Origin of the sequence: Staphylococcus sp. HMSC071G07, assembly GCF_001811435.1 — a bacterium.
Classification (GTDB): domain Bacteria; phylum Bacillota; class Bacilli; order Staphylococcales; family Staphylococcaceae; genus Staphylococcus; species Staphylococcus pettenkoferi.
In genome coordinates this window covers 35,604-59,323 of the sequence record NZ_KV804774.1, presented here as the reverse complement: position 1 = coordinate 59,323, position 23,720 = coordinate 35,604, and the positions used below count along the sequence as shown (strand labels likewise).

Sequence of the window (23,720 nt, the reverse complement as noted above, 5' to 3'; positions counted from 1 at the left end):
TTTTTAGTTGATGTTAATTGTTTTTACTGAACATGCTTCTGGAACATCGAGTTGTAGTCTTTGAACTCCTTTTAAATATAAGCGTTGATTGTTAGCTTCTTCAAATTGATTATCTGCGATGAGTACGCCATCATGTTGTGCGTTCTGATAACTTTTAATCAATATCGCCGGATCTTTCATCGCACCGATAAACACATTGTCAAAGATATTTAAATTCTGACCTGACTGCGCTTCACGTACTTGGCCGGTCATATCCGCAGCATTTTTACCTTTATTATCCTCACCTAAATAGCGAATGCCACCTCGACAATGGTCGAAGTAATTGTGATGCACGTACGTATCTTTATTCTTTAAAAGTGTCACAGCATAGGCTTGCAAATGATCAAAGTAATTATGACGAATGTGGATGTTTTGGTAGAACTTGTTATACCGACTCGCGTGAGAACCGATAGCACGATGCCAAGGTCGCATGCCAGGTGTATCAGAATTACCGAAATAGCAGTGTTCAATGACGACATTCTTCGTAATTGTGCCATCCCACGTCGAGAATTTAGGAAAAGCACCTGGTACTTGAATATCGAGTTGTACCGCTTCAGAGAACCAGCGATCGCCGTTATCGTCTGTAAACCCTTTAAAGTCGCATTGACTTAAATACAAGCCATCTAAACCGCACGCATCAATGGCATGACCGCCGACGATATCTTTAAATGTTACGTGCTTGAGCTGAATATCACGCGCATGCCCTACACAGAGCGCCGTATTATTATAAGGGTAACGTGCACCGTTCATATCGAACGTACCGCCAGAAATGTGGATATGCCCGTTACCTTCGTAACCATGATAGAATTTGTAGCCTTTACCATTCTTCATCAACGCATCTTTACTATGACGCTGTAATACTGCTTCGTCATCCATTTGAAGTGTCGTACCTTCGTATATGACGAGTGCTTTCGCAATATGATAGACCCCTTTCGGCACATAAATTGTCACTTCCGGATGCTTGCGTGCGTAGTTCAGCGCACGTTGAAAGCCAATAGTATCAAATAGTTTATTGTGACCTTTCACTCCAAATTGTCGAACATTAATCATCATGAACCTGTTTCCCCTTTTGTAAAATCATTAGCATTACTTTATAACCCTTTTACACAGCTCACAAACACGGTGAACACGGGATATTTGAAGCCTTTATGAAACCTGCTCACTTCACTCGTAATTGTAGAGTCAATGCGTTATGCTTAACTCAACTCGATTTACACTTAAACTCAAGGGGGATGTTATATGACGAAACGTGCTTTAATCGTAGTAGACTATTCAAATGACTTTGTGGCGCCAGATGGAGCGCTCACGTGTGGAGAGGCTGGCCAAGCGATTGAACCCTTTATCGTCAGTCGCATTGAGGAGTACAACAACAGTCAAGACACCATCTTCTTTATGATGGATTTACATTACGAAGATGACCCGTTCCATCCTGAAAGTCAACTCTTCCCGCCTCATAACATTGAAGGGACGTTAGGTAGAGAGCTTTACGGGCGTGTGAACGACATTTACCAACGCATTCAGTACAACGATTACGTGCACTATTTGGATAAAACGCGCTACGACTCATTCAGTGGTACACCGTTAGATTTGATGTTACGCGAACGTGGTATTACGGAGCTTGAAATCGTCGGTGTCTGCACAGATATTTGTGTTCTACACACAGCTGTATCAGCTTATAATTTAAACTACAAACTGACGATCCCAGCTAAAGGGGTAGCTTCATTCGATGACAATGGCCACAAGTGGGCTTTAGGTCATTTCGCAAATTCTTTAGGTGCTGTGGTAGAACAATAAGTCCTAATCGTGCTAAAATATTAACAAATGAGAAACAAGTATGAAGAGGAGAATCAACAAATGGCTAAAACATATATTTTCGGACATAAAAACCCTGATACAGATGCAATCTCATCTGCATTAATCATGGCAGATTTCGAAAAGCAAACAGGAAACACTGATGCGACAGCTTACCGTTTAGGCGACATCAGTCCAGAAACTCAATTTGCCTTAGATCACTTCAAAGTGTCTGCACCTGAGTTACTCACTGATAACCTTGAAGATCAAGATGTTATCTTAGTTGACCATAACGAATTCCAACAAAGTGCAGACTCCATCGCTGATGCGAATATCAAACACGTGATCGACCATCACCGTATCGCTAACTTCGAAACAGCAGCACCGCTTTACTATCGTGCTGAACCTGTAGGCTGTACTGCAACAATTCTTTATAAAATGTTCAAAGAACGCGGTTTTGAAATCAAACCTGAAATCGCAGGTCTCATGATTTCCGGTATCATTTCAGACAGCTTATTATTCAAATCTCCAACTTGCACAGACGAAGATCGCAATGCTGCTGAAGATTTGAAATCAATCGCTAACGTAGACTTAGAAGAATATGGTCTTGAAATGTTAAAAGCAGGTGCTTCTACAGCGGACAAATCAGCTGCAGAACTTATCGATTTAGATGCGAAATCATTCAACATGGGTAATCACGTAACACGCATTGCACAAGTGAATACAGTAGATATCGATGAAGTATTCGACCGTGCTGAAGAATTAGAGAACGAAATGAACAAAGTAAGTGCAGAACAACAATATGATGTCTTCGTCTTACTCGTAACTGACATCATTAACAGTGACTCTAAAGTATTAGTGACTGGTGCAGATAAAGACAAAGTGGGCGAAGCATTTAACGTTCAATTAGAAAATGGTACTGCATTCTTACCAGGTGTTGTATCTCGTAAGAAACAAGTCGTACCCCCAATTACTGAGGCGTTAAGCTAAGCGATACTAGCACACGCGCTTGAAACTAATAAATGAGGGTATATAAAGAACTGAGAAAATGACTTCTCAGTTGTAATGGAAAGTAGGATTTCAGTTGAAATTCTACTTTCTTCTTATTCTTACAATCTTTCTTTATATGAGGAGAATACATAATTTTCTGTGTGGTGCAGTGCTATTTGTGTCATTCTGAACCTGACGATGGTTCATTTTACCCAAAGGCGATTTCTAAGTAGCGAGATTCCCTGCCCACGTCTTAGATATAGAACTTATATAGGAGGCTTCACTGTGAGTACGATTGAAGCACGCGTTCGCGCAAACCAACAATACTTTAATACCCATGTCACTAAAGACATTAAATTTCGTAAAAAGCATCTCAAGGCACTCAGTAAGAGTATTAAACATCATGAAGATCAGTTGCTCTCAGCTTTGAAAGAAGATTTAGGTAAAAGCAATATCGAAGCGTATATGACTGAAATTGGCTATACCTTAAAAAGCATCAAACATGCACGTAAAGAATTGAAAAATTGGTCGAAAACGAAACAAGTCGATACACCGCTCTACATGTTTCCTTCAAAAAGTTACATTATGAAAGAACCTTATGGCAGCGTTCTGATTATCGGACCATTTAACTACCCTTTCCAACTCGTAATGGAGCCATTGATTGGAGCTATCGCAGCAGGTAACACTGCAGTGGTGAAACCCTCAGAATTCACACCACACGTAAGTCAAGTGCTTCGAGAGATTATTGCTGAAGCATTTGATGAGAATTACGTTACCGTGATCGAAGGTGGTGTTGAAACCAATCAAGCATTGCTAGCACAACACTTTGACTACATCTTCTTTACTGGTAGCGAGAAAGTTGGACGTATCGTCTATGAGGCAGCAAGTAAACATCTCACGCCAGTGACACTTGAACTTGGTGGTAAGTCGCCAGTGATCGTCGATGAGACCGCTAATATTAAGGTCGCGAGTGAGCGCATTATATTTGGTAAGATGATGAATGCAGGTCAAACGTGTGTGGCACCTGATTATATTCTCGTTCAGGAGAAAGTTAAAAATGATCTTATCGAAGCGCTGAAAAAGACAATTACTGAATTCTATGGTCAAGATCCAAGTCAAAGCCCTGATTTCGGTCGTATCGTGAATGATAAGCATTTCAATCGCTTAAATGATTTACTCAATATTCACAAACCTGAAATTATTATGGGTGGAGAAACTCGACGCGAGGAGAGATTTATTGCACCGACGTTGTTAGATACAGTGACGACTGACTCAGCGATTATGCAAGAAGAAATCTTTGGACCGCTTCTCCCTATCTTGACATATGGCGAGCTAGATGAAGCCTTTGATATTATCAAATTTAGACCTAAACCGCTTAGCTTATATTTATTTAGTGAAGATGAGAATGTAACTGATCGCGTATTGAACGAGCTTTCCTTTGGTTCAGGTGCGATCAATGATACGGTGATGCAATTGGCTAATCCTAACTTACCGTTTGGTGGCGTGGGTCAATCAGGCATGGGTCACTATCATGGTCGTTACAGTTTCGATACTTTTAGTCATGATAAATCTTATGTCTTTAAATCCACTCGATTGGAATCTGGACTGATGTTCCCACCTTATAAAGGTAAATTTAAATATATTAAACAATTTTTCAATAAATAAAATGAGGTCGCGTGCACTCAACTTTGACGCTCCCCTCTTCACTTTAGTTGTGTAGAGCGGGTCGAGCGTTCGTTGCGAGTGCGTCGCGACCTTTTGTAAGTTTAAAAAGAGTCTGGGACGAATATTCAACGTCCCAGACTCTTATTTTATTATTGAACAAATTGCACGCATACACCTTCTGGCGCATGAGCTTGATTATCAGTCATCGTCAATTCCCCTGTTGCTTTATCTCTTTTAAACACCGTAAGAACAGAATCGTCTTCTTGATGTGCACAAACGAGATAATCATCAGAAAGACTAATATTGAAATCGCGTGGGAAGCTACCACCACTTTTAACAATATCTACTAACTCTAATCCTTTAGCAGCTTCAGTTACTTTGAAAATAGCAATGCTGTCGTGACCGCGGTTACTGATATAGACAAACTTCTGGTCGTGAGAAAGACGCACAGCTGCGAGTTTCGTATCTCCATCAAATGATTCAGGAATCGTTAAATGACGTTCCAACTCTTTGAACTCACCGTCTTCATACGTCATCACACTCACATAATTGGACAATTCGTGAACAACATATGCATGCTTACCATCCTCATGGAAAGCGATATGACGTGGTCCATCTCCTGGCTCAAAGTCGTAAACAGCATATTCTTTCAAGCCGTCCATACCAAACTGATATGTCACAAGCTTGTCTGTGCCCAAGTCGAGCGCTACCACATACTGATGATCCGGCGTTTCTTTCATCATGTGCACGTGTGGCGCATCTTGACGTTCTTTAGGACCTGTTTCATAGTCATGCTTTAACTCATGCATAAGCCCTTCAATATGACCAAATTGAGAGTTAATCTTGTAGAGACGAGCAAGTCCTGCGCCGTAACATGCTTCAAACACGTACTCTCCATTTGAAGTCGCTTCTACATAGCAACCATTACCTCGAGAAACGAGACAGTCGTTGATATAACCGAGCGTGCCGTCTTCTTTAATCTTAAAGCTAGTGATGCCACAATCTTCACCGTCTTCTTCTTTCGTTACAGCATACAAGAAATCTTGGTGTTGATTAATATATGTTGAACCTTCTAATTCATATCCAGTTTCTACATTTGAAATTGTCCCTTGTGATTCGTCGAGATCAAAGCGATAAATACCTTTGCCTGACGCTTTCGTATACGTACCTACAAAGCCTTGCGTCATTATTGAACCCTCCAATGTATTGTTAACTTCATTCTAATAAATACCCGTTTGAATTAACACTGAAATGTTTTTAGTGAGGTGAATTCGCCTGTGGTGTTTGCGAGGTTAGACTTTTTATCCTATATGAGTAAAATTAATTGTCTGAAATCTTGAAAAAAAGACTTGCGATATACGAACACTTGTTCTATAATATTGAGTGAAAGGTGGAGGTTACAATGATTCCTGATAAGTACAAAGACGAGACGGATTATCGCAAGATCCCTAGAGAATACTTGGATTCTCAGATTCCGCAAGGTCGAGGTATGGTCAAATGGGCACCGTTCGCTACTTTACCCGAACAGTTCGAACGTATTCATGAATACATACTTGATCAAGATAAGATTCAGCGTCCGACATTATCAGAGGATCAGTTGAATGAATTGAATTGCAAGATGCATCAAGCCTTGCATGATGAGCAACCTGTGCAGATGGAATACTATCAAGCCGGTGCTCTACATACCGTCGAACTGCATATTACGCATATTGATATGTTGAATATGAGTTTGAAAGGTCGCGATTACCATTCCGATAAACCACTCACTTTCTCCCTATTAGATATAACTGCTATTCATTTTCTCGCTTAGTATAGAAAAAACGGTTATAGCAACTGCTATAACCGTTCATATTCACATGATTAATCGTGTGATTCAATATCAGAAACGATTTGTTTCGTTTTGTTTTCGATGTCTTCAAAGTCTTTTTTGAATACAAAAGCGAAAACTACAGCACCAACACCTGCAAGTAAAGAAAGTGTTAAAATTGTGCCGAATGTAAATTTAAATAAACCTTTGATAAAATTCCACATGTCTTGTTCACCTCGTATTTATATTGCGTCACTATCACTATGATAGCACATTTCGAAGTATCAATAAATATATACCCTTTCTCATCTCAGTTATGCAAAAAGGTATTATATTTCTCTATTACTCAATAGAAGTTAGATTGACTGACACTTCAAACACCTTGTGATACTATCAAAGTTGAATTGAAATCCGCAAATCATCTATACGTCTTTGGTGAATATGTGGGGTCTAACATCGTAAGCTAAAGTAACAGATTCTTATCTTGCCCACCAGTTCTTGAGGACATTGACTACAGTGCGGTAAATAATAATCACTCCCTTAGATTGATTTAATTATATTCTAAATGACTAACACTAATATTACAATTAATATTAAATTACACTATAATTACAATTTTGTAAGAAAGAGGTTTTGGCGGTGCAACAGGTTTCATCTGAAATTATGACGTTCAAAGGGTCGCATTATGACTTAGGCGTAGAAACAGCTAAGTGGTTACAAACAACTGAAATTTTGAAAAATCGTGAAAAAGAATGGCGTAAACGAACACCGAGATTTGATATCGATATCAATGAAACATATCAAATCTTCCAAACCTATGCGCCTCAGATCTGGGAAGAACTCAAAGGAATTCAAGATGTACTTAATTTGCCTACACGACAAATGCTTCTCAATTTCGCACATTATCGCTTTACCGATTTGAAAGATAGTGGCTGTACCGTTTACATCGGTGATGATTATTTATTGAGAAACTATGATTATCATCCAGCTACATATGACGGCCGATATTTACTCTTTAAACCAAACGATGGCGGTCTTGCTCAAATCGGCCCTACCTCAAGAATTACAGGACGCATGGATGGAATGAACGAGGCAGGTTTAGTCATGGGTTACAACTTTATGCATCGAAAGAAACCTAAGAACGGCTTCGTTTGTTATATGATTGGTCGACTTGTTCTTCAGTATTGTAAAGATGTACCTGAAGCCATTCAATTTCTTAAAGAATTACCGCATCGTAGTTCATTTAGCTATATCGTTATGGATAAACACCTTAACCATGCCATCATCGAAGTTTCACCACGTTCAATTGAAGTACGTTATGACAGAACGTGTACCAATCATTTTAAACTACTGACTCATGAGAATCGTAATTATACGAAAGAATCGAAAGCGCGCTTACATCAAGTGCTGAAACATACTTCTCATGGTTTGAAGCCAGATGATGCCTTTCAGTTATTTAATGACCCGCAATATGGCATTTATAGTAAGTTATTTAAAAGTTGGTCTGGCACCATCCATACTGTTCTCTATAAGCCTCAATCTTTGGAAGCTTGGATTACTTTAGGTGAAAATGATAACCCACGTGTCTTTAACTTTAATGATTGGTTAAACGGAAACAAGATTAATCTATCTCCTCTTAAAGGAGCAATTGATACAGATCTTACTTTTGCGACACAATAATAAAGAAAGACCGAGTTAAGGAGAAAAGATTTTGTGTTTCTCCTTACTCGGGCCTTCATCTTATTTAATATAAATATCTCCATAATACGTATAAAGCTCGATTTTATTATTACCGTTCCCTACCCTATAATCTTTAAAATATGGATTATCAATATGTTCTTTACCAAATATAGGATTAAGCTTTAGTGATGTATCTTTCGGTTTATGTTGATAATTCAGATGTATATCGCCATTATCAGAAGATGCCTTAAAGTTACACAATGGTTGCATATCTGTAAGATTGATATCATTTTCATGATTAATCACTGCTACGTTTTTTAATAATGTTTTATGCAATTTGAGTTCGCCCTCGTCTGTCTTGAGCTTGCCCCCGAGTATTTCGCTGTTATTTACATTAGCATTGACTTTTTCAGTTAAATATTTTAAATGACCAATTTTTGTGTCAGATATATTAAAATCCAAATTATTATATTGTTCCGAATCTAAATTCATTGATTGAGTCGAGATATTTTTAATAGATAATGTCCCATTCACATTATGTATGCTCAACGAATTTAACTTTTTAGGAGGAACAGTAATAACTAAACTATCTTTCTTAAGTCGAAATGGATTGAAGTTCATACCATAACGATCTTTCTTATTTACCTTCTCACTAATTGTTAAATGATTGTTTGAATGTGTATGACGAATATATCTTTTACCTTTATAGTGAATGGCAAAGTGTTGTCCTTTCTTAATCGTCACGTCTTGTCTTACTTGGGATTTCAAATTAACCGTAAGATCATCCGCATCTTGATGAAACGTTTTTTGATATTCGTTAATTTGAAACTTTTTATGTTCAAAGCCAAACCAAACAAGGGTAGCAGCTAGAAAGCAAATGATAAAAAGGCTCAATCCAATGATGAATAATCGCTTCATGTTAAGGCTCTCCTTTTCATCTTATCGTTATTCCAACGTAAATATTTAATAATGTATCGATAGAGTACATGCGTCAAACTTAGGACGACAGCAATAATCATCAACCCTATTCCTACATACGCAAAGGTGAAGAGATAGTTACTTAAGGCCATGCTAAGGTTATCATTCATCACTCCGTTAAGTAATAAGATAAGAGGTGTGACAATAAAACCGCATCCTAATAAAAGTAAGCCAATAAAAAGAATTGCAATAATAACTATAGGTATTAGCAGAATGATTGATGATAGCAAGCTCACACTAAAGGATGTAGAAAGTGCGCGCATTACATTCTTCATCGTAGGTTCAAATTCAGCTTTCTTCAAATCGTCATTGACCATAATATCTTTAGCGATTTGCTTAGGAGCAGGTAACTCCCCTACGATCTGATATTCATTTTTTCCTTTTTGTTCTTCGTCGAAAAAATATCGTTCATACTCGAACATTTTTAAATCCCGTTTATACTTTGATAGACGGTGCAATTCTTGTTCGAGTTCGTTAAGAAAAGTAATCTTATCCATATTAAAACCGCCATTAACTAGGAATATATTATTAAAATAACAATAGTTAATTATATGTATCATTATAGACAAATAAATTATATTATTTCTTTAAATATAGCATACGCGCATGTGAGATGCATCCCATTTCAAGGGATATTTAACATAAATAAAGTGGATATAGATGAATATTCACCTATACCCACATGTCTTATTAGATATCTTTTTTAGCACCGTAGAATAAGTTAATCACAAATAATACTACGATTGACGCTGGAGTAATAAACCATTGCCAGTTTGAGAATGTTTGGTCTGTTCTTTGTGTTTTTTCAGGAATATAACCAAATGGTATATATTTAAGTGCATCTTTGATTTTATCACCGAAATGCGGAATCATTGGTAAGAATGAATCTGCAACAGGAACGATGATAATTAAGAAGATTCCTAATGTAAAAATCAATGCTGGTTTTGGGACAATTAAAGCAATTAGGAATAAGAAAAGACCATAGAATAAGTAAGTTAGGATGATAAACCATAAATAATCAAAGTATTTATGTGTTTTGATTGAATCAGTATCAACACATGCTTGTACGATTTGAGTATAAATAGTCAAGATTAACATGAATAGCACAGCGATTAGTACTATAGAAATTGTCTTAGCAATAATATAACCGATTCTGTTCTTTGTCTTGTTCATGTAGAGCTGAATCGTACCTTGAGATAAATCACGTGTAATCGTTTTGATGACGAATAATAACCCAGTAACTGTAAAGAACCAAGCTGCCATACCAATGATAGCACCAGATGGTACTGAATCATTCTGATGAACAAACATGTAAGTGATTCCAATCTGAGGTAGGATAGCTAAAATAAGTGCAATATATGTTAATGGGCTCTTAATTATGCTGTACAAATCATATTTAACTAATTGTAATGGATTCATTATTTATCACCTCTCTGATTAATACTAAAGTAAGTATCACGTAGAGAACTTTTACGTGTTTCAATGTATTTCGGATAAATATCTTTAGATGCTAAAGCTTTAAGAAGTGGTTTGTAATCTTTTTGAGCTTTAAGAATAATTTCTCCACTTTCTTTATGAGATTGCATAACATTGAACTTCTCAGTTAATAATTCAAGCGCTGTTCCAAATTCGTCTGGATTAATAGTAAGCACGGTGCTATCTGATGGCGCTCCTTCTGACATATCCACGTCTTGTACAAAATGACCATCTCTTAAGAACACAGCACGGTCACAAATCAATTCAATATCTTCTAATTTGTGACTAGAAATTAAGATTTTCATACCGAGATCTTGTACTAAAGACTGAATTGTCTTAAGTACATCGATTGAACCATCTGGGTCCATACCGTTTGTAGGTTCGTCCAAGATAAGGAACTTCGGTTTACTCATGAGAGAAACTGCGATAGCTAGCTTTTGTTTCATACCCATGGAGTATTTCTTAACTTTTTTATTCATGTAAGGACGCATACCGAATGCATCGATAATTTTGTCTGTATATCCTTTGTCGAAACCTTTACCTAATACTTGAGCGAATTGTTTCAAGTTGTTTAGACCTGTTTTATTGTCATAAAGCTTAGGATTTTCAATTAAATAACCCATGTTATGATTTTTACCTAGGTCAACTTTACCTTGATAGTTCGCAATATTACCGTTCATAATTTTCATTAATGTTGTTTTACCAACACCGTTTTTACCAATTAAACCGACAATCTGACTTTTACCGAAATCAAAGTCAATCTTATCTAAGACAGTATTATCATTATATGTCTTAGTTACTTCTTGTAATTGCATCTAATTCCTCCTTTAACTTACTTTTTTAAGTTGGATAAAATAGTTAATAATCAACATTACAGCGCTGACTAAAAGATAACCTGAGTTAAACCACGGATTAAAGACGTTAATGTAGTTATCTAGGTATCCAAGAATAAATACGCGTATACCGAGGTAAATCATTGTAATTGCTAATGGCAGTAGCAAGCACATAGCTAATATATGGAATAAATAAGTTATTCGTTCTTGTTTAACTTCGGTATATCTTCTAAACACACATGGTATGGTAAAGAAGTTTACAGCTACGTATACTAGCGGAATAGCATAAGTCCAATTCATTCCATTCATTACAGAAAGCGGAATAGAATATAGTCCTAATACAATCGCTCCACCTAGAGTGAAAATCAACATTGTAATGTAGTTCGCATTCAACATTTGTTTTTTAGATAGTGGTAAGCTCCCAAAGAACCAATAAGCTTGTTCACCTAACTTATGATGTACTCTAAATATATGGGCTGAATCTTTGATGGATAGGAAGTAAAATATTACTACCAAAAATGGGAATATAAGTTCAGAAATTGAATAAACTAATTTATATCTAATTAAAAATTGTAATGGTGAGAGGAGTGCTAAAATTAAATAAATAATAATCGTGGTCTGACGCAGCTTTAAATTTCGGATGACTAAACTTTTCATGGAATGTCACTCCTCTCATATTATTTGTTTCTGACTTTCTTACTTTGAATGTAGTAGTTGATTAAAAGCCATATTGTACTAATTGTTAAGCAGCCTATATCAATCAATATAGATATTTTATCTAAATATTCGCCTGCTACTGAGCTAGATAACACATGAGTTATGATAAAGATTGCAGTAATTACTAGAGAAATAATTATCAATATTATTGGAATAATTATATACATTAAAATTAAGTAAAAAATATAATTTACATTATCAGATTTAACTTCTGTGTATCGCTTAAATGCAATAGGCATAGCTAAGAAATTAAGTGCAATATAAGTAGTAATCCAATTTATAGACCCCAAATCTGCATCTGGTAAACTCGTTGTAGGCTGATAAACCAAAAGAACTAAACACCCTAAAGCAGTAAAAATTAGCATCGTAACTAAGTTAGCATTAAGCAAAGAGAACTTACTTACTGGTAAACTTGCTTGATAATAGTACGAATCTTTGCCTAATTTATTATGAAAACGGAACAAATGTGCTGAATCCTTGATAGTAATTGCTATTAGTAGCATTGCTAAGACTCCTATAATCCACTTTCCTAAGTTACTTCCAGTTGGTATTAGGCATTGTAAAGGCGAAATAGCTATTAGCAAAATATATACTATTAGCGTAGTTTTTCTTAGCTTGATATTTCTCAGTAACAGCTGTTTCATTGAGATGCCACCTCGTCTTGACTTTGATGAGAACTGTGGCTCCCTTCTCTATCACCTTTACCTAAATAAATCATGAGTTCTTCAATAGTTGGATTGCTTACCATCACTTGATTACCAAACAGTTCTTCAAATACGTGATGTTCTTTAGTTAGAGCAGTGAAGCCTGTTTTATTATCTTCATGGAAAATGGTTAAATCTTTAAGTTCATCATCAAGCAAATCATTAGGTCCGCGCACAATTTTGTAATTCTGAATAATTTCATCTAAGTAATTATCTAAGATGATATCGCCGTCTTTGAGATAAACTAAGTAATCGGCAATCTTTTCTAAGTCTGAAATAATGTGCGTAGAAAGTAAGACTGTCTTGTTCTCGTTGATTAATTCTTTTTGAATCAAATCTAAGACTTCATTGCGAACGATTGGATCAAGACCTGCTGTTGGCTCATCAAGAATGAATAATTCAGCATCATGACTGAATGCGAAAGCAATGTTTAGCTTCATCTTCATTCCAGTAGACAAGGTCTTAATTTTCGCTTTGTAGGGTAAATCGAATTTGTTTAAATAATCATAGAAGGTATCGTGATTCCACTTTTTATAAAATGGTGCAATCATTTTTTCAGCTTTTTTAATCGTCCACTTATCGTTCAAATAGAGTTCAGAGTAGACAAATCCGATTTTTTCTTTAATCCCTACTTCATCCATGTTCATGGATTTACCAAATAAGCGTATTGAGCCTTTATCTGCTTGTAAGAGATCCATGATCAAGCGAATAATTGTTGTCTTACCTGATCCGTTCGCCCCAATGAAACCAGTGACAAATCCTTGAGGTACATTAAATGAGATATCGTCTAACTGAAAGCGTTTCGTCTTATAGCTTACATTATTTAACTCAATCGCATTCATCATTCTTCCTCCTCATAGATGAGTGATAGAATGTCTACTAATTCGGATAACGACATGCCAATCGTCTTAGCTTCTTTCGCCATTGATTTCGCGTAGGATTCGATAACTATAAATTGCTTCTCTTTCAAGATATTACTATCTTGTTCTTTAACGAAAGTGCCCTTACCGCGAATGGTATAGACAAAGCCATCTTTCTCGAGATCTTCATAAGCACGCTTAGTTGTAATCACACTGACGCTTAAATCTTGTGCGAGCTCACGCATAGAAGGAAGATGTTCCCCAGGTGCAACGATTCCCTTAAGGATGTTCTCTTTCACTTGTTGTTTTATCTGTTCGTAAATCGGCTGTTCACTATTATTTTTTAAAAGTATTTTCATGAACGTCCTCCCCTATCAACTGTATATACATAGCATACACACTATACACAATATTGTAAACCCTCTGAGTAAAATTTATGTTAAAAAACGTGTTATTACGGGGTTTAAACTGTACATATTCTGTATATACACAGTCAAAAATCAATATGTACATCTATACATTCTTCAATTTACTGCTCAATCCCTAAGATTGTACATACAAAAAACGCTCCATAATCAAAGATTACGGAACGTGCTTATATTAATTATTCATTTTAGAAAGGCAGAATTAACTACTCTCTCACTATTTACTTCTTTTTACGTTGTTTTTCTGCTTGTTGTCTACGGTAATATTCTTCCCGCTTCTTGCGACGATCATTACTACGGTTAATAAATGCACAAATCATAAACATAATAGCGGCAATGAGCAATTTGATACCTGTACTTTCATGATCTGTCGCTTGTAAGTAATAACCAACTATAAATAAGATAATTGCTAAAGTCACAAATATTTTCGTTAAATGTTTCATCATATCACCTCAAAACATTACCAGTATAACAAAGTCCTCATCACTTTACTAAGTCGATTACCGTCATTATATCATCTTAATATTCTTTAATTCATAGCTGACGATGTGTCTATCGCGCAACTTAATGCTAACAATTATATAAATACCTTGCTGTATTATTTCACTAATGCTACAATTAAGTTGTCCACGAATTATACTACACAACCCCAAGTCAGCCGCAACCTGACTTGGGGTTTTTAACGTGTAAGGCCACCTATTTATCTTTCCATTTATTCTCTAACCAAATTCGGAAGATAATGAGGATGCCACCTGAAAGTATGGTAATGATTAAATCTTGCCACCACTCCATTATACTACACCTCCCACATATCGAAATTCCATGTAGGACTAGGACGGCCTAACGTTATTCTAACACAAATTAGCGAACACGTGTTCTATTTTATTATAATTTGTTCCGTATAAGTGACAAAACACGCTACATCACTTTATCTTTAGCTCATTTCAAGATAAACTTAAAGATGAAATATGAATTAGATGAAGAGAGGTTGAACAACTATGAACCCTTTAGCATTAGATTTAAATGAACAACTTACTAAGTCTCAACCACAAATTGCTGATATGCTTTCTGACTTGGGTAAATTGATGTATTATCCGAAAGGCATTTTATCTCAATCAGCTGAAGCGAAATCTACAGAATACAATGCCACTATCGGAATGGCTACTTATAGAGATAGAAAAATGTATGCTGACAGTTTATACAACGTCTTCTCTGAACTCGAACCGGACGAGGTGTTTCCATACGCTCCACCTCAAGGTATTGAAGACTTGCGCGATCTTTGGACAGACAAGATGCTACGAGACAACCCTGAACTCAGTAAAGATGACTTCTCAAGACCTATCGTGACGAATGCATTAACTCACGGTTTATCATTAGTTGGCGATTTGTTCGTGGATACTAATGATACGATCTTATTACCAAGTCACAACTGGGGTAACTATAAACTCGTATTCGGTACACGTCACAGTGCACAAATTGACACGTACCCTATCTTTGATAGTGAAGGTCATTACACTACACAAGCGTTAGTTGAAACGCTAGATCAAAGTAATCAAGAGAAGATCTTCTTAGTCTTAAACTATCCAAACAACCCAACAGGTTACACACCTTCTAAAGATGAAGTAAATGAAATTGTTCAAGCAATCAAACGTGCAGCGGATCGTGGCACTCATATCATTGCGGTAGTCGATGACGCTTACTTCGGCTTGTTCTACGAAGATGTGTATCCATATTCATTATTCTCTGCTTTAACGCAACTCGATTCTGACAATGTGTTACCTATTCGTTTAGATGGTGCTACGAAAGAATTGTTTGCATGGGGCTTACGTGTTGGTTTCATCACATTTGGTATTAAAGATTCTAAAGCCCAAGAAGTCATTGAAGCGAAAGTGAAAGGTTTAATCCGTAGTAATATCTCAAGCGGTCCTATGCCTTCACAAAGTATTGTTAAACATGTTCTTGAGAATCGCGATCAACTTGATAAAGAGTTAGAACAGAACTTTGAGACGTTGAAAGCACGTTATGAAGTGACGAAAGAACTTGTGTATGATGAGAAATTCAGTGATTACTGGCAACCATACGACTTTAACTCTGGTTATTTCATGGCACTTAAAGTTAAAGGTGTGAAACCTGAAGCGTTACGAACACACCTCATCGACAACTATTCTATTGGTATCATTGCCTTAAATGACACTGACATTCGTATCGCCTTTAGCTGTATAGAAAAAGATGATATTCCACATGTTTTCGAATCAATTGCTAAAGCGATTAGCGAATTACAATAATGAAACTTCAAAAGGAGGAGCACTTCGGGGTGCCCCTCCTTTTTAGTATATATTGGAATTAATACGTTTTAAATTTGCTTTAACACACGTGTCATTTCTTCAATTTTACCATTGTGAAGTGGAACGTGAATAGCATTCAAGGCGATTAACTCTCCTAACGTTTCGCATCCAATCATCGGTTCCTCTAGCTCGGTTTCAAGCTGAGTAGAAGTTAAATTTCCTACTCGCTCAGGTAACGTCTTGATATGTTCGAGAATGTCATCGATTTCGGGAACTTCCGCGTCTCCCCAGTCAGAAGGTCGCGTTCCATAGCCAAATAGCTGATTGTAACGACCTACGTCAACTTCGTTCTGCTCAACCATTGAAAGTGCAAGTTCAAATACTGTGAGTAAGTGACCGTATTGCCAATGTAGCGTGTTTGGAAAATACTCACTTTCTTTATCTAGCACTGAAGCCACTTCCCAATTATCGTAACCTTCAAGTAAGTGGTTGATTCCTAACTCTACAGCATCATTTAATGTATCTTTAGCCATAAATGACGATACACTCCTCTCACAAATTCTTGTTATTATGGAAATACCCCTAGAAAACTATCCTTATGCATTCATATTCATAAAATTAATTTAAAATTCTTATAGTTAAACCATTTGTTCTATAGTATAATCAATATTAAATGAAACTGTTAAATAACTGACATAATCATCTTTATATAAGGCGGAATGAAATATGAAAAAGGTACTACCTATTTTAACTGCATCTGCAATATTATTAGCTGCATGCGGTAATGACAATCATGAAGAAAAACATTCTACTCATCATGAAAAGAAACATAAAAGTGAAAATAAGGAGAAAGAGAAAAATAATTCAAAGAAAAGCTCAAAGAATTCCTCTGACTCTAATAATGAAAACAAAAATAATACAAACAGTTCTAGTGTCAACAACGAACAAGCTTCTAATAATAATCAAACTTCTAACGATAACGAGGAGTTAAACTCAGAGCAATCCAATCAGAACCAAGTTAACCAACAACAACCTGCTCAGACTCAAACAAGTCAACAGCAACAATCACAAGCCACAGGTTATGATCCTAATAATCCATATATGAATATGCCAGATCAAGAATGGAGAAAAAATACTGGAACCGGCTTATCTTCCGGCGAAATGCAAACTAAATTTATGATTGAAAACGGACAATACGACGGTGATGACGGAGATCAAATTCTTGAAGCTTTAGAATATTATCAAAATAAATATGGTAACTAGTATATTCGCATTAAACTAAGCTCCAGTTAGGCCCTTCTAGATGGCTAACTGGAGCTTCTCTCAATGTATCTCTATTTCTTCTCAGTTTCTATTTCTTTTCTCTTCTTCAATCTGTGAAACAGTTTTAGTATTTTTATTTAATACCTTAGAAAGTTCGCCAGTAAATGATATATCCCCTTCGAACTGATAATTTTCTGTAGATCTAACACCAGCTGTGAACTCAAGTTTTTTTATCGTTATTTATATAACCAGTTATGTCATAACCATCCATGGGGTTTCTTTTAAAATTAGTAAAGGTTATGCTTTTATAATCTTTAACATTATGTTTCATGTAAGTAATGATTCTTTCTTTTTTCTCACTATAAAATTTCTCTTTTTCGTTATGCTTATATATTAAATAAGACCCTGCAACTATTAGAATTAGAGCTATAATTCCAACATTTAAATAAGCCTTTCTCTTCACTATGATCATTCCTAAAAGATAAATTCATAAATATCATAGTAAACATAACATATTTCAATGCACTTTACCGAGATCTATCTAATTCCACAAATACTTATCTCCTCCTTATTAGCTTTACTCTTGTTAACCGAAACTCAAATTTTAATTCGCTCTCTACTAACGTATTTAATCTTTTATTCTGAATCAGACCATATCCCTATGAGTTAAAATGTCTCCCAACTTACACTTGTACTTAACCCTGAGCCTCGGTACTTCAGAATTCCGCCTTATACTATATGCATTCCGCGTCCCAACCTACCTCCCCCGAATCCACAAAAAAAGGACGCCTCCACAAGTCCAATCAACTTATGGAAAGCGTCTCCTCCAAAAATTTATATGCTCATTTTATGCACAATCGACGCACGACATAAACATCAAATCGCCGACACACTTACATCCAGCACTATTCCTACATCATACCTGGCATGCCGCCGCCCATTCCTGCTTGACCTTCGTTGTCATCTTTATCAGGAATTTCAGCAACGACTGCTTCTGTAGTTAAGAACATCGCTGCGACACTTGCTGCGTGTTGTAGTGCAGAACGTGTCACTTTTGTAGGGTCCACGATACCTGCATCGATCATATTTACCCATTCGTCGTCAGCAGCGTTGAATCCTACACCGACATCTGCATTTTTCAAGCGTTCAACGATAATTGAACCTTCTAAACCAGCGTTTTCAGCAATTTGACGTACAGGTGCTTCTAATGCTTTCAAGACGAGGTTTACACCTGTAGCCACGTCACCTTCTGCTTCGATGTCCGCAATTTTATCATAGATATTCATGTAAGCTGTACCGCCACCAGCGACGATGCCTTCCTCTACTGCAGCACGTGTAGAGTTCAACGCGTCTTCGATACGAAGTTTACGCTCTTTAAGTTCAGTTTCACTTGCAGCACCGACTTTGATCACTGCTACACCGCCTGCTAATTTCGCAAGACGTTCTTGAAGTTTCTCAATATCGAACTCAGATTCAGTTTCTTCCATACGCGCTTTGATTTGGCTTACACGCGCGTCGATATCTTCTTCTTTACCGTCGCCATCAACGATTGTAGTGTGGTCTTTCGTGATTTCTGCTTTATTTGCAGTACCTAACATGTCCATCGTAGCATCTTTCAAGTCTAAGCCGAGGTCATCAGTGATAACTTGGGCACCTGTGAGGATCGCTAAGTCCTCTAACATTGCTTTACGACGATCGCCGAAGCCTGGCGCTTTAACAGCTACTGCAGTGAACGTTCCACGCATACGGTTAAGCACGATGTTAGTTAATGCATCGCCTTCGACTTCGTCAGCCACGATTAACACTGGACGATTAGATTGTACGACTTGTTCAAGTAACGGTAAGATATCTTGGAATGATGAGATTTTTTTATCAGTGATTAAAATGTAAGGACGTTCGAGATCTGCCACCATTTTATCTGAATCTGTGACCATGTATGGAGATTGGTAACCACGATCGAATTGCATACCTTCAACAACTTCGAGTTCAGTGTTAAAGCCGTTAGACTCTTCAATCGTGATAACGCCATCGTTACCTACTTTGTCCATCGCTTCTGAAATATATTTACCAATTTCTTCGTCAGCTGCAGAAATTGAGCCAACTTGCGCTATTTCGTTTTTATTTTCTACTTTTTGAGAAATATCATGCAATGCTTGTGTTGCCACTCCCACTGCTTTATCGATACCTTGACGTATACCGACTGGGTTCGCACCGCTTGTCACGTTCTTAAGCCCTTCTTGAATCATCGCTTGAGCGAGAACTGTAGCGGTAGTTGTACCGTCACCAGCGATTTCATTAGTCTTGTTCGCAACTTCTTGAACGAGCTTCGCACCCATATTTTCATAAGGATCTTCAAGTTCGATTTCTTTAGCGATTGTCACACCATCATTCGTGATGAGTGGAGATGTATACGATTTATCTAACACAACATTGCGGCCTTTAGGACCGATCGTTACTTTCACCGCATTCGCAAGTTTATCTACACCGCGCAACATTGCTTGGCGTGCGTCTTCTGAGTATTTCAAGTCTTTAGCCATTATTGGAACCCTCCAGTTCTACTTCAATTATTGAATTACTGCTAATATATCTGCTTCACTTAAAATTAAATATTTGTCGTCGCCTTGTTTCACTTCTGTACCGGCATATTCTTGAAAGACGACTTTGTCTCCTTCTTTAACTTCTGGTTCAACGCGTGAGCCGTTATCAAGTAATTGGCCTGAGCCGACTGCTACGACTTCACCTTCGTTTGATTTCTCTTTCGCACTATCTGTTAAGACAATACCACTTTTCGTAGTTTGTTCTTGTTCAATTTTTTTGATTACAACACGATTGCCAATAGGTTTTAACATGTTGTTACCTCCTCATCGTCAGGAAAAGTTTAGCACTATCACCTTTCGAGTGCTAACATACTTTTATATTAATCAAAGTTGGTCAACATTTCAAGTTTAACACTCACGTATTTTGTACCTGAATCACTTTTACGATAAAATGAATTATAAACAAAAATTGGAGGTACATTATGTCACGTGTATCAGTCTCAATCTTAACGATTGTTATTTACTTACTCGCACAGTTCGGGCCATTGATCTTACAAGGGCTCGGTTTCTATAACGGCATGTCAGATAAAGAACTCTTGACGGCTAATATGTATACGCAAGTCATCCTCTTTATCATCGCTGCCATCATCATAATCTTCTTACATAATTTCATTCGCAATCCATTACGGCTTGAACGCCCGCCGAGAGAAGAGAAACGTTACGTGATTCTGTGGGCAGTCGCAGGTTATGTGGCTGTAATGGTCGCGCAAATGCTCACGAACATCATTAACATCTTGCTTGGTGCACCACAGTCGAGTGAGAACACAGAGAACTTGATGAAGATCGCGCGTCAGTTCCCAATGTTTATCATCTTGATTTCTATCGTGGGGCCATTGCTTGAAGAATTCGTCTTCCGTAAAGTGTTATTCGGCGAGATTTACAATATGATTAAAGGCTACAATAAATTAGCGTTTATCCTTGCGGCAGTCGTGAGTTCTACAATCTTCTCATTTGCGCATAGCGATCCGTCCCACTTCTTAACCTATTTCGTACTCGGATTTATTCTCGCTGGCTTCTATGTTTACACGAAACGCATTTGGGTCAGCATTCTGATTCATATGATGATGAATGGTACGGTCGTTTTGATGCAGATTGTGATTGGCCCAGATAAAATCAAATCATTACAAGAACAAACATCATTTATTTTACATTTCATTTTTTAAAAAACGAGAAACCATCTCTTCCGCTTCAACTTTATGGAAGAGATGGTTTCTTTGTTTATGAATCTTCTGGCTTTCTCAAGCGATAAATGTAAGCAATAATCGTGCCGAGGAAGATAACGACCATCGCTGTAATGAGTGAGATTGTCGTGCGTTTATATTTTACCGCTTCGTTCGCTGCATCTTGATTCTTGCTTGTATCTGTCATCTTGTCATCTTTATTTTGCTGGTATTCATACTGACTTTTACTCTTACCATCACCCTCATGCGGTTTCTTCAAATCCGGCATTGAACCAATATCCCCTGTGATCAGGGCGAGCACTTGTTGGTCTAAGTTTTTATAATAATGTGATGCTTTGAGCGGGTTAAAATATTGGAATTTGAAATATCGCGTTTCTTTCTGTAATGAGTTTAAATAATGATTATCCGAGAAATTTTGTTTTTTTAGGATATTATTAATTTCATTATTACTCACTTTATTATCGTTATGATGCAACTCTTTTACTTGATCCACAACGAATGGGTTGTATTTTAATGAACCTGTCGCCATAGACTTAAAACGTTGAAGAATAGAGCTGTCTTGCGAATCTTGATTACGTTGGCCTGTAAAGCGGTCGTACCAATGACTGTGTTGTTGATTTGAATCCTGTTGTGTGTTCTGAGATGTTGGACGATTATCTGATGACGTGAAATTTGTGCCATTGAAGTGGTTACGATTTGAATTATTCTGATTAGAACTCCACTGCTGATTTGAATTATGATGTGCAGGTGGAACCATACCTTGATAATCTGGGCGTTGCTGATGTGACGGCTGATGATTTACGTGCGTCGGTTCATTGTGATGTTGTTGCGCAGGAGGTACACCTTGTGGATGGTTAGTCGTTCCTTGTCCAGGTTGGTGCGCTTGCCCTGTCTGTCCACCAGGTTGTGAAGATGGTTTCTGTTGTCCATCATGGCCACTTTGCCCACCTTGCTGTCCAGATGGCTGATTAGAATGTTGTTGTGATCCTTGCGAACTTGAACCTGACGGCTGATCGCCTTGAGAAGGTTGGCTAGGTTGCGGATTTTGTCCTCCTGAGTGGCCACCTTGATGATCGCCCTGACCTGGTTTGTCGCTTGGTCGATCATCTTTGTCATGACCTGGCTTGTCACTCGGCTTGCCTTGACCACCTTGCCCCTGCTGATCTCCTTGTCCAGGCTTGTCTTGACCGCCGGGGTTGTCGCCATGTCCAGGCTTATCGCTCGGATGATCTTGACCACCACTATGTCCACCTTGACCCGGATCTTCTCCAGGACGAGAAGGGTCATCGCCAGAATGTTGACCACCAGACGGGTCTTGTGGATCATCATCAGAAGAGCCATCATGTTTACCATCTCCGGGTTGATCATGGTTCTTCTGGTCATCATAGCCTTGTTGATCATCGTCATCGCCTTGGTGTTTTCCAGGATTGTCTTGGTGGTTGTCACCGTTATCATCGTCGCCTTGACCAGGATTATCTTGATGATCGTCATCATTATTATCATCGCCATCTTGATCTTTACCTGGGTTGTTATGCTGGTCATCGTCTTTCTGATCTTTGTCAGGATCTGTGTTGTCATCTTTTTGGTCGTCGCCTTGTTGATTGTGGTCAGGGTCTTGTTTGCCGTCATTCTGGTTATCGCCTTGTTGCTGATCTGAATCGTCTTGGTCGCCATTGCCGTTTTGATGATCTGAGCCTTGGTTATCGCCGCCATTTTGCTCCTCGTCAGAACTATTCTGATTGTCATCAGGGTTATCTTGATTGTCGCTACCTTGAGAATGATCTGGATCTTTGCCGGAACCATTATTAGAATGATTAGCCTCTTGCTGATTACTGTCACCAGAGTTATTTTGCTGACCCTCGCCTTGACCACTATTATTGGATGAGTCATCTTCAGTTGGGTCTTGATTTACTTCGCCATTGTGACTCTCATTTTCATTATCAACTGAACCATTTTCTTGATTATCAGCGGAAATTTCTTCTGAATTATCTTCACCTTGCTGATTTTCACCACTTGATTGTACTTCTTTTGAATTTGTAGCGGATTTCTGGTCATGATTGTCTTGGCTTTCATTATTTCCTGTTGGTTCCGAACCTTCAGCCTGCTCGCTCTCTAACCCGATTTGCTCGTTTTCATTGGCAATTACTTCTCCATCTTGGTGAGCCGCTCCATTGGTTGCTGGTCTATCGCTCACCTGTCCCTCTTCAGTTAAATCATTTTGATCTGCTGCATTAAATAATGATTGATTTACCACATTTGCATTATTTTGCGCATTTTCCACTTGATGATCCGCAACACCTTCAGCGTTCGCTTGTTTACTTACCAACGACGTACTTAACGTGAGTATTGCACCTGTTGCAATCAATTTATGTGGCCATTTTTTCATTTCACTCACCTCTCTTTCTCCCATTTTTCACGTTGCTCTTATC

The 23,720-nt window shown here is 37.6% G+C and carries 24 protein-coding genes and 1 pseudogene; 8 read left to right on the top strand and 17 right to left on the bottom strand.

Annotated features, from left to right (window positions below; translation table 11 throughout):
- Positions 1 to 3 precede the first annotated feature (3 nt).
- Positions 4 to 1,092 carry a glycosyl hydrolase family 28-related protein gene (locus tag HMPREF2802_RS08065; protein ID WP_070503536.1) on the bottom strand — a complete coding sequence of 363 codons (1,089 nt, stop codon included), beginning with the start codon at positions 1,090 to 1,092 and terminating at the stop codon, positions 4 to 6.
- Between the two features lie 186 nt (positions 1,093 to 1,278).
- Here HMPREF2802_RS08065 and HMPREF2802_RS08060 point away from each other — a divergent pair, with 186 nt between their 5' ends.
- The 3 genes from HMPREF2802_RS08060 (at position 1,279) to HMPREF2802_RS08050 (ending at position 4,485) form a co-directional block, all read left to right on the top strand.
- Entirely contained in the window at positions 1,279 to 1,833 is a 555-nt protein-coding gene (locus tag HMPREF2802_RS08060) for a cysteine hydrolase family protein (RefSeq protein ID WP_070503533.1), read from the top strand.
- 60 nt (positions 1,834 to 1,893) lie between these two features.
- Positions 1,894 to 2,820, top strand: coding sequence for a manganese-dependent inorganic pyrophosphatase (locus HMPREF2802_RS08055; protein WP_070503531.1), 927 nt, complete (start codon positions 1,894 to 1,896; stop codon positions 2,818 to 2,820).
- 285 nt (positions 2,821 to 3,105) lie between these two features.
- Positions 3,106 to 4,485 (top strand): aldehyde dehydrogenase, encoded by a 1,380-nt coding sequence (locus HMPREF2802_RS08050; RefSeq protein WP_070503529.1) that lies wholly within the window; start codon positions 3,106 to 3,108, stop codon positions 4,483 to 4,485.
- 149 nt (positions 4,486 to 4,634) lie between these two features.
- On the opposite strand, the gene HMPREF2802_RS08045 is transcribed toward HMPREF2802_RS08050, so the two are convergent.
- The gene (locus tag HMPREF2802_RS08045; protein ID WP_070503527.1) at positions 4,635 to 5,672 is read right to left on the bottom strand and encodes a 6-phosphogluconolactonase; all 1,038 of its coding nucleotides are present in this window, start codon (positions 5,670 to 5,672) and stop codon (positions 4,635 to 4,637) included.
- A 215-nt stretch (positions 5,673 to 5,887) separates the two neighbouring features.
- Here HMPREF2802_RS08045 and HMPREF2802_RS08040 point away from each other — a divergent pair, with 215 nt between their 5' ends.
- Positions 5,888 to 6,295 (top strand): YolD-like family protein, encoded by a 408-nt coding sequence (locus HMPREF2802_RS08040; protein ID WP_070503525.1) that lies wholly within the window; start codon positions 5,888 to 5,890, stop codon positions 6,293 to 6,295.
- Between the two features lie 50 nt (positions 6,296 to 6,345).
- Here the strand turns inward: HMPREF2802_RS08040 and HMPREF2802_RS12015 are convergent, their stop codons facing one another.
- Positions 6,346 to 6,516 carry a hypothetical protein gene (locus HMPREF2802_RS12015; protein WP_088606350.1) on the bottom strand — a complete coding sequence of 57 codons (171 nt, stop codon included), beginning with the start codon at positions 6,514 to 6,516 and terminating at the stop codon, positions 6,346 to 6,348.
- A gap of 415 nt (positions 6,517 to 6,931) precedes the next feature.
- Here HMPREF2802_RS12015 and HMPREF2802_RS08035 point away from each other — a divergent pair, with 415 nt between their 5' ends.
- Positions 6,932 to 7,972, top strand: a complete 1,041-nt coding sequence (locus HMPREF2802_RS08035) for a C45 family autoproteolytic acyltransferase/hydrolase (RefSeq protein WP_070503523.1) — start codon at positions 6,932 to 6,934, stop codon at positions 7,970 to 7,972.
- 60 nt (positions 7,973 to 8,032) lie between these two features.
- Here the strand turns inward: HMPREF2802_RS08035 and HMPREF2802_RS08030 are convergent, their stop codons facing one another.
- The 9 genes from HMPREF2802_RS08030 to HMPREF2802_RS07990 all read right to left on the bottom strand — a co-directional run bounded on the left by HMPREF2802_RS08030 (position 8,033) and on the right by HMPREF2802_RS07990 (position 14,408).
- Entirely contained in the window at positions 8,033 to 8,890 is an 858-nt protein-coding gene (locus HMPREF2802_RS08030) for a DUF4097 family beta strand repeat-containing protein (protein ID WP_070503521.1), read from the bottom strand.
- The gene (locus tag HMPREF2802_RS08025) at positions 8,887 to 9,447 is read right to left on the bottom strand and encodes a DUF1700 domain-containing protein (RefSeq protein ID WP_070503519.1); all 561 of its coding nucleotides are present in this window, start codon (positions 9,445 to 9,447) and stop codon (positions 8,887 to 8,889) included. Before HMPREF2802_RS08025 ends, HMPREF2802_RS08030 begins: the two co-directional genes overlap by 4 nt.
- 193 nt (positions 9,448 to 9,640) lie before the next feature.
- Positions 9,641 to 10,369, bottom strand: coding sequence for a phenol-soluble modulin export ABC transporter permease subunit PmtD (locus tag HMPREF2802_RS08020; RefSeq protein WP_070503517.1), 729 nt, complete (start codon positions 10,367 to 10,369; stop codon positions 9,641 to 9,643).
- A complete protein-coding gene (locus HMPREF2802_RS08015; protein WP_002471750.1) occupies positions 10,369 to 11,241 on the bottom strand; it encodes a phenol-soluble modulin export ABC transporter ATP-binding protein PmtC in 873 nt (290 codons plus the stop codon). Before HMPREF2802_RS08015 ends, HMPREF2802_RS08020 begins: the two co-directional genes overlap by 1 nt.
- 12 nt (positions 11,242 to 11,253) lie before the next feature.
- On the bottom strand, positions 11,254 to 11,916 hold the full coding sequence (locus HMPREF2802_RS08010) for a phenol-soluble modulin export ABC transporter permease subunit PmtB (RefSeq protein WP_002471743.1): 663 nt from the start codon (positions 11,914 to 11,916) through the stop codon (positions 11,254 to 11,256).
- A gap of 20 nt (positions 11,917 to 11,936) precedes the next feature.
- Positions 11,937 to 12,620, bottom strand: coding sequence for a phenol-soluble modulin export ABC transporter permease subunit PmtB (locus HMPREF2802_RS08005; RefSeq protein WP_070503515.1), 684 nt, complete (start codon positions 12,618 to 12,620; stop codon positions 11,937 to 11,939).
- Positions 12,617 to 13,522, bottom strand: coding sequence for a phenol-soluble modulin export ABC transporter ATP-binding protein PmtA (locus tag HMPREF2802_RS08000; RefSeq protein WP_070503513.1), 906 nt, complete (start codon positions 13,520 to 13,522; stop codon positions 12,617 to 12,619). The genes HMPREF2802_RS08005 and HMPREF2802_RS08000 overlap by 4 nt, the downstream gene beginning before the upstream one ends.
- The gene (locus tag HMPREF2802_RS07995) at positions 13,522 to 13,899 is read right to left on the bottom strand and encodes a PSM export ABC transporter transcriptional regulator PmtR (protein ID WP_002471752.1); all 378 of its coding nucleotides are present in this window, start codon (positions 13,897 to 13,899) and stop codon (positions 13,522 to 13,524) included. The genes HMPREF2802_RS08000 and HMPREF2802_RS07995 overlap by 1 nt, the downstream gene beginning before the upstream one ends.
- 287 nt (positions 13,900 to 14,186) lie before the next feature.
- Positions 14,187 to 14,408, bottom strand: coding sequence for an SE1626 family protein (locus HMPREF2802_RS07990; protein WP_070503511.1), 222 nt, complete (start codon positions 14,406 to 14,408; stop codon positions 14,187 to 14,189).
- A gap of 555 nt (positions 14,409 to 14,963) precedes the next feature.
- On the opposite strand from HMPREF2802_RS07990, the gene HMPREF2802_RS07985 reads away from it, so the two are divergent.
- A complete protein-coding gene (locus HMPREF2802_RS07985) occupies positions 14,964 to 16,250 on the top strand; it encodes an aminotransferase class I/II-fold pyridoxal phosphate-dependent enzyme (protein ID WP_070503509.1) in 1,287 nt (428 codons plus the stop codon).
- 68 nt (positions 16,251 to 16,318) lie between these two features.
- Here the strand turns inward: HMPREF2802_RS07985 and HMPREF2802_RS07980 are convergent, their stop codons facing one another.
- The gene (locus HMPREF2802_RS07980; protein ID WP_070503507.1) at positions 16,319 to 16,783 is read right to left on the bottom strand and encodes a DinB family protein; all 465 of its coding nucleotides are present in this window, start codon (positions 16,781 to 16,783) and stop codon (positions 16,319 to 16,321) included.
- 193 nt (positions 16,784 to 16,976) lie between these two features.
- Here HMPREF2802_RS07980 and HMPREF2802_RS07975 point away from each other — a divergent pair, with 193 nt between their 5' ends.
- Positions 16,977 to 17,513 (top strand): hypothetical protein, encoded by a 537-nt coding sequence (locus tag HMPREF2802_RS07975; RefSeq protein ID WP_070503505.1) that lies wholly within the window; start codon positions 16,977 to 16,979, stop codon positions 17,511 to 17,513.
- Between the two features lie 81 nt (positions 17,514 to 17,594).
- On the opposite strand, the pseudogene HMPREF2802_RS07970 reads toward HMPREF2802_RS07975, so the two are convergent.
- From HMPREF2802_RS07970 to groES, 3 genes and pseudogenes are all read right to left on the bottom strand, one after another.
- Positions 17,595 to 17,985: pseudogene (locus tag HMPREF2802_RS07970) on the bottom strand (DUF1433 domain-containing protein).
- A gap of 439 nt (positions 17,986 to 18,424) precedes the next feature.
- Positions 18,425 to 20,050: a chaperonin GroEL gene (gene groL / locus HMPREF2802_RS07965; RefSeq protein WP_070503503.1), complete on the bottom strand. Its 1,626-nt coding sequence runs from the start codon at positions 20,048 to 20,050 to the stop codon at positions 18,425 to 18,427.
- 27 nt (positions 20,051 to 20,077) lie between these two features.
- Positions 20,078 to 20,362, bottom strand: a complete 285-nt coding sequence (groES, locus tag HMPREF2802_RS07960; protein WP_002471739.1) for a co-chaperone GroES — start codon at positions 20,360 to 20,362, stop codon at positions 20,078 to 20,080.
- Positions 20,363 to 20,532: 170 nt separating this feature from the next.
- On the opposite strand from groES, the gene mroQ reads away from it, so the two are divergent.
- The gene (gene mroQ / locus HMPREF2802_RS07955; protein ID WP_070503501.1) at positions 20,533 to 21,273 is read left to right on the top strand and encodes an intramembrane glutamic endopeptidase MroQ; all 741 of its coding nucleotides are present in this window, start codon (positions 20,533 to 20,535) and stop codon (positions 21,271 to 21,273) included.
- Between the two features lie 55 nt (positions 21,274 to 21,328).
- On the opposite strand, the gene HMPREF2802_RS07950 is transcribed toward mroQ, so the two are convergent.
- A complete protein-coding gene (locus HMPREF2802_RS07950) occupies positions 21,329 to 23,677 on the bottom strand; it encodes an SdrH family protein (RefSeq protein ID WP_141746387.1) in 2,349 nt (782 codons plus the stop codon).
- Between the last annotated feature and the right edge of the window lie 43 nt (positions 23,678 to 23,720).

Coding starts and splice junctions, on each gene's coding strand:
- groES (WP_002471739.1), bottom strand. CDS start 20,362: ATGTTAAAACCTATTGGCAATCGTGTTGTAATCAAAAAAATTGAACAA.
- HMPREF2802_RS12015 (WP_088606350.1), bottom strand. CDS start 6,516: ATGTGGAATTTTATCAAAGGTTTATTTAAATTTACATTCGGCACAATT.
- HMPREF2802_RS08020 (WP_070503517.1), bottom strand. CDS start 10,369: ATGAATCCATTACAATTAGTTAAATATGATTTGTACAGCATAATTAAG.
- HMPREF2802_RS08030 (WP_070503521.1), bottom strand. CDS start 8,890: ATGAAGCGATTATTCATCATTGGATTGAGCCTTTTTATCATTTGCTTT.
- HMPREF2802_RS08005 (WP_070503515.1), bottom strand. CDS start 12,620: ATGAAACAGCTGTTACTGAGAAATATCAAGCTAAGAAAAACTACGCTA.
- HMPREF2802_RS07980 (WP_070503507.1), bottom strand. CDS start 16,783: ATGGCTAAAGATACATTAAATGATGCTGTAGAGTTAGGAATCAACCAC.
- HMPREF2802_RS08025 (WP_070503519.1), bottom strand. CDS start 9,447: ATGGATAAGATTACTTTTCTTAACGAACTCGAACAAGAATTGCACCGT.
- HMPREF2802_RS07990 (WP_070503511.1), bottom strand. CDS start 14,408: ATGAAACATTTAACGAAAATATTTGTGACTTTAGCAATTATCTTATTT.
- HMPREF2802_RS08040 (WP_070503525.1), top strand. CDS start 5,888: ATGATTCCTGATAAGTACAAAGACGAGACGGATTATCGCAAGATCCCT.
- HMPREF2802_RS08065 (WP_070503536.1), bottom strand. CDS start 1,092: ATGATGATTAATGTTCGACAATTTGGAGTGAAAGGTCACAATAAACTA.
- HMPREF2802_RS07950 (WP_141746387.1), bottom strand. CDS start 23,677: ATGAAAAAATGGCCACATAAATTGATTGCAACAGGTGCAATACTCACG.
- HMPREF2802_RS08015 (WP_002471750.1), bottom strand. CDS start 11,241: ATGCAATTACAAGAAGTAACTAAGACATATAATGATAATACTGTCTTA.
- HMPREF2802_RS08060 (WP_070503533.1), top strand. CDS start 1,279: ATGACGAAACGTGCTTTAATCGTAGTAGACTATTCAAATGACTTTGTG.
- HMPREF2802_RS07975 (WP_070503505.1), top strand. CDS start 16,977: ATGAAAAAGGTACTACCTATTTTAACTGCATCTGCAATATTATTAGCT.
- HMPREF2802_RS07995 (WP_002471752.1), bottom strand. CDS start 13,899: ATGAAAATACTTTTAAAAAATAATAGTGAACAGCCGATTTACGAACAG.
- HMPREF2802_RS07985 (WP_070503509.1), top strand. CDS start 14,964: ATGAACCCTTTAGCATTAGATTTAAATGAACAACTTACTAAGTCTCAA.
- HMPREF2802_RS08055 (WP_070503531.1), top strand. CDS start 1,894: ATGGCTAAAACATATATTTTCGGACATAAAAACCCTGATACAGATGCA.
- HMPREF2802_RS08010 (WP_002471743.1), bottom strand. CDS start 11,916: ATGAAAAGTTTAGTCATCCGAAATTTAAAGCTGCGTCAGACCACGATT.
- groL (WP_070503503.1), bottom strand. CDS start 20,050: ATGGCTAAAGACTTGAAATACTCAGAAGACGCACGCCAAGCAATGTTG.
- HMPREF2802_RS08045 (WP_070503527.1), bottom strand. CDS start 5,672: ATGACGCAAGGCTTTGTAGGTACGTATACGAAAGCGTCAGGCAAAGGT.
- HMPREF2802_RS08000 (WP_070503513.1), bottom strand. CDS start 13,522: ATGAATGCGATTGAGTTAAATAATGTAAGCTATAAGACGAAACGCTTT.
- mroQ (WP_070503501.1), top strand. CDS start 20,533: ATGTCACGTGTATCAGTCTCAATCTTAACGATTGTTATTTACTTACTC.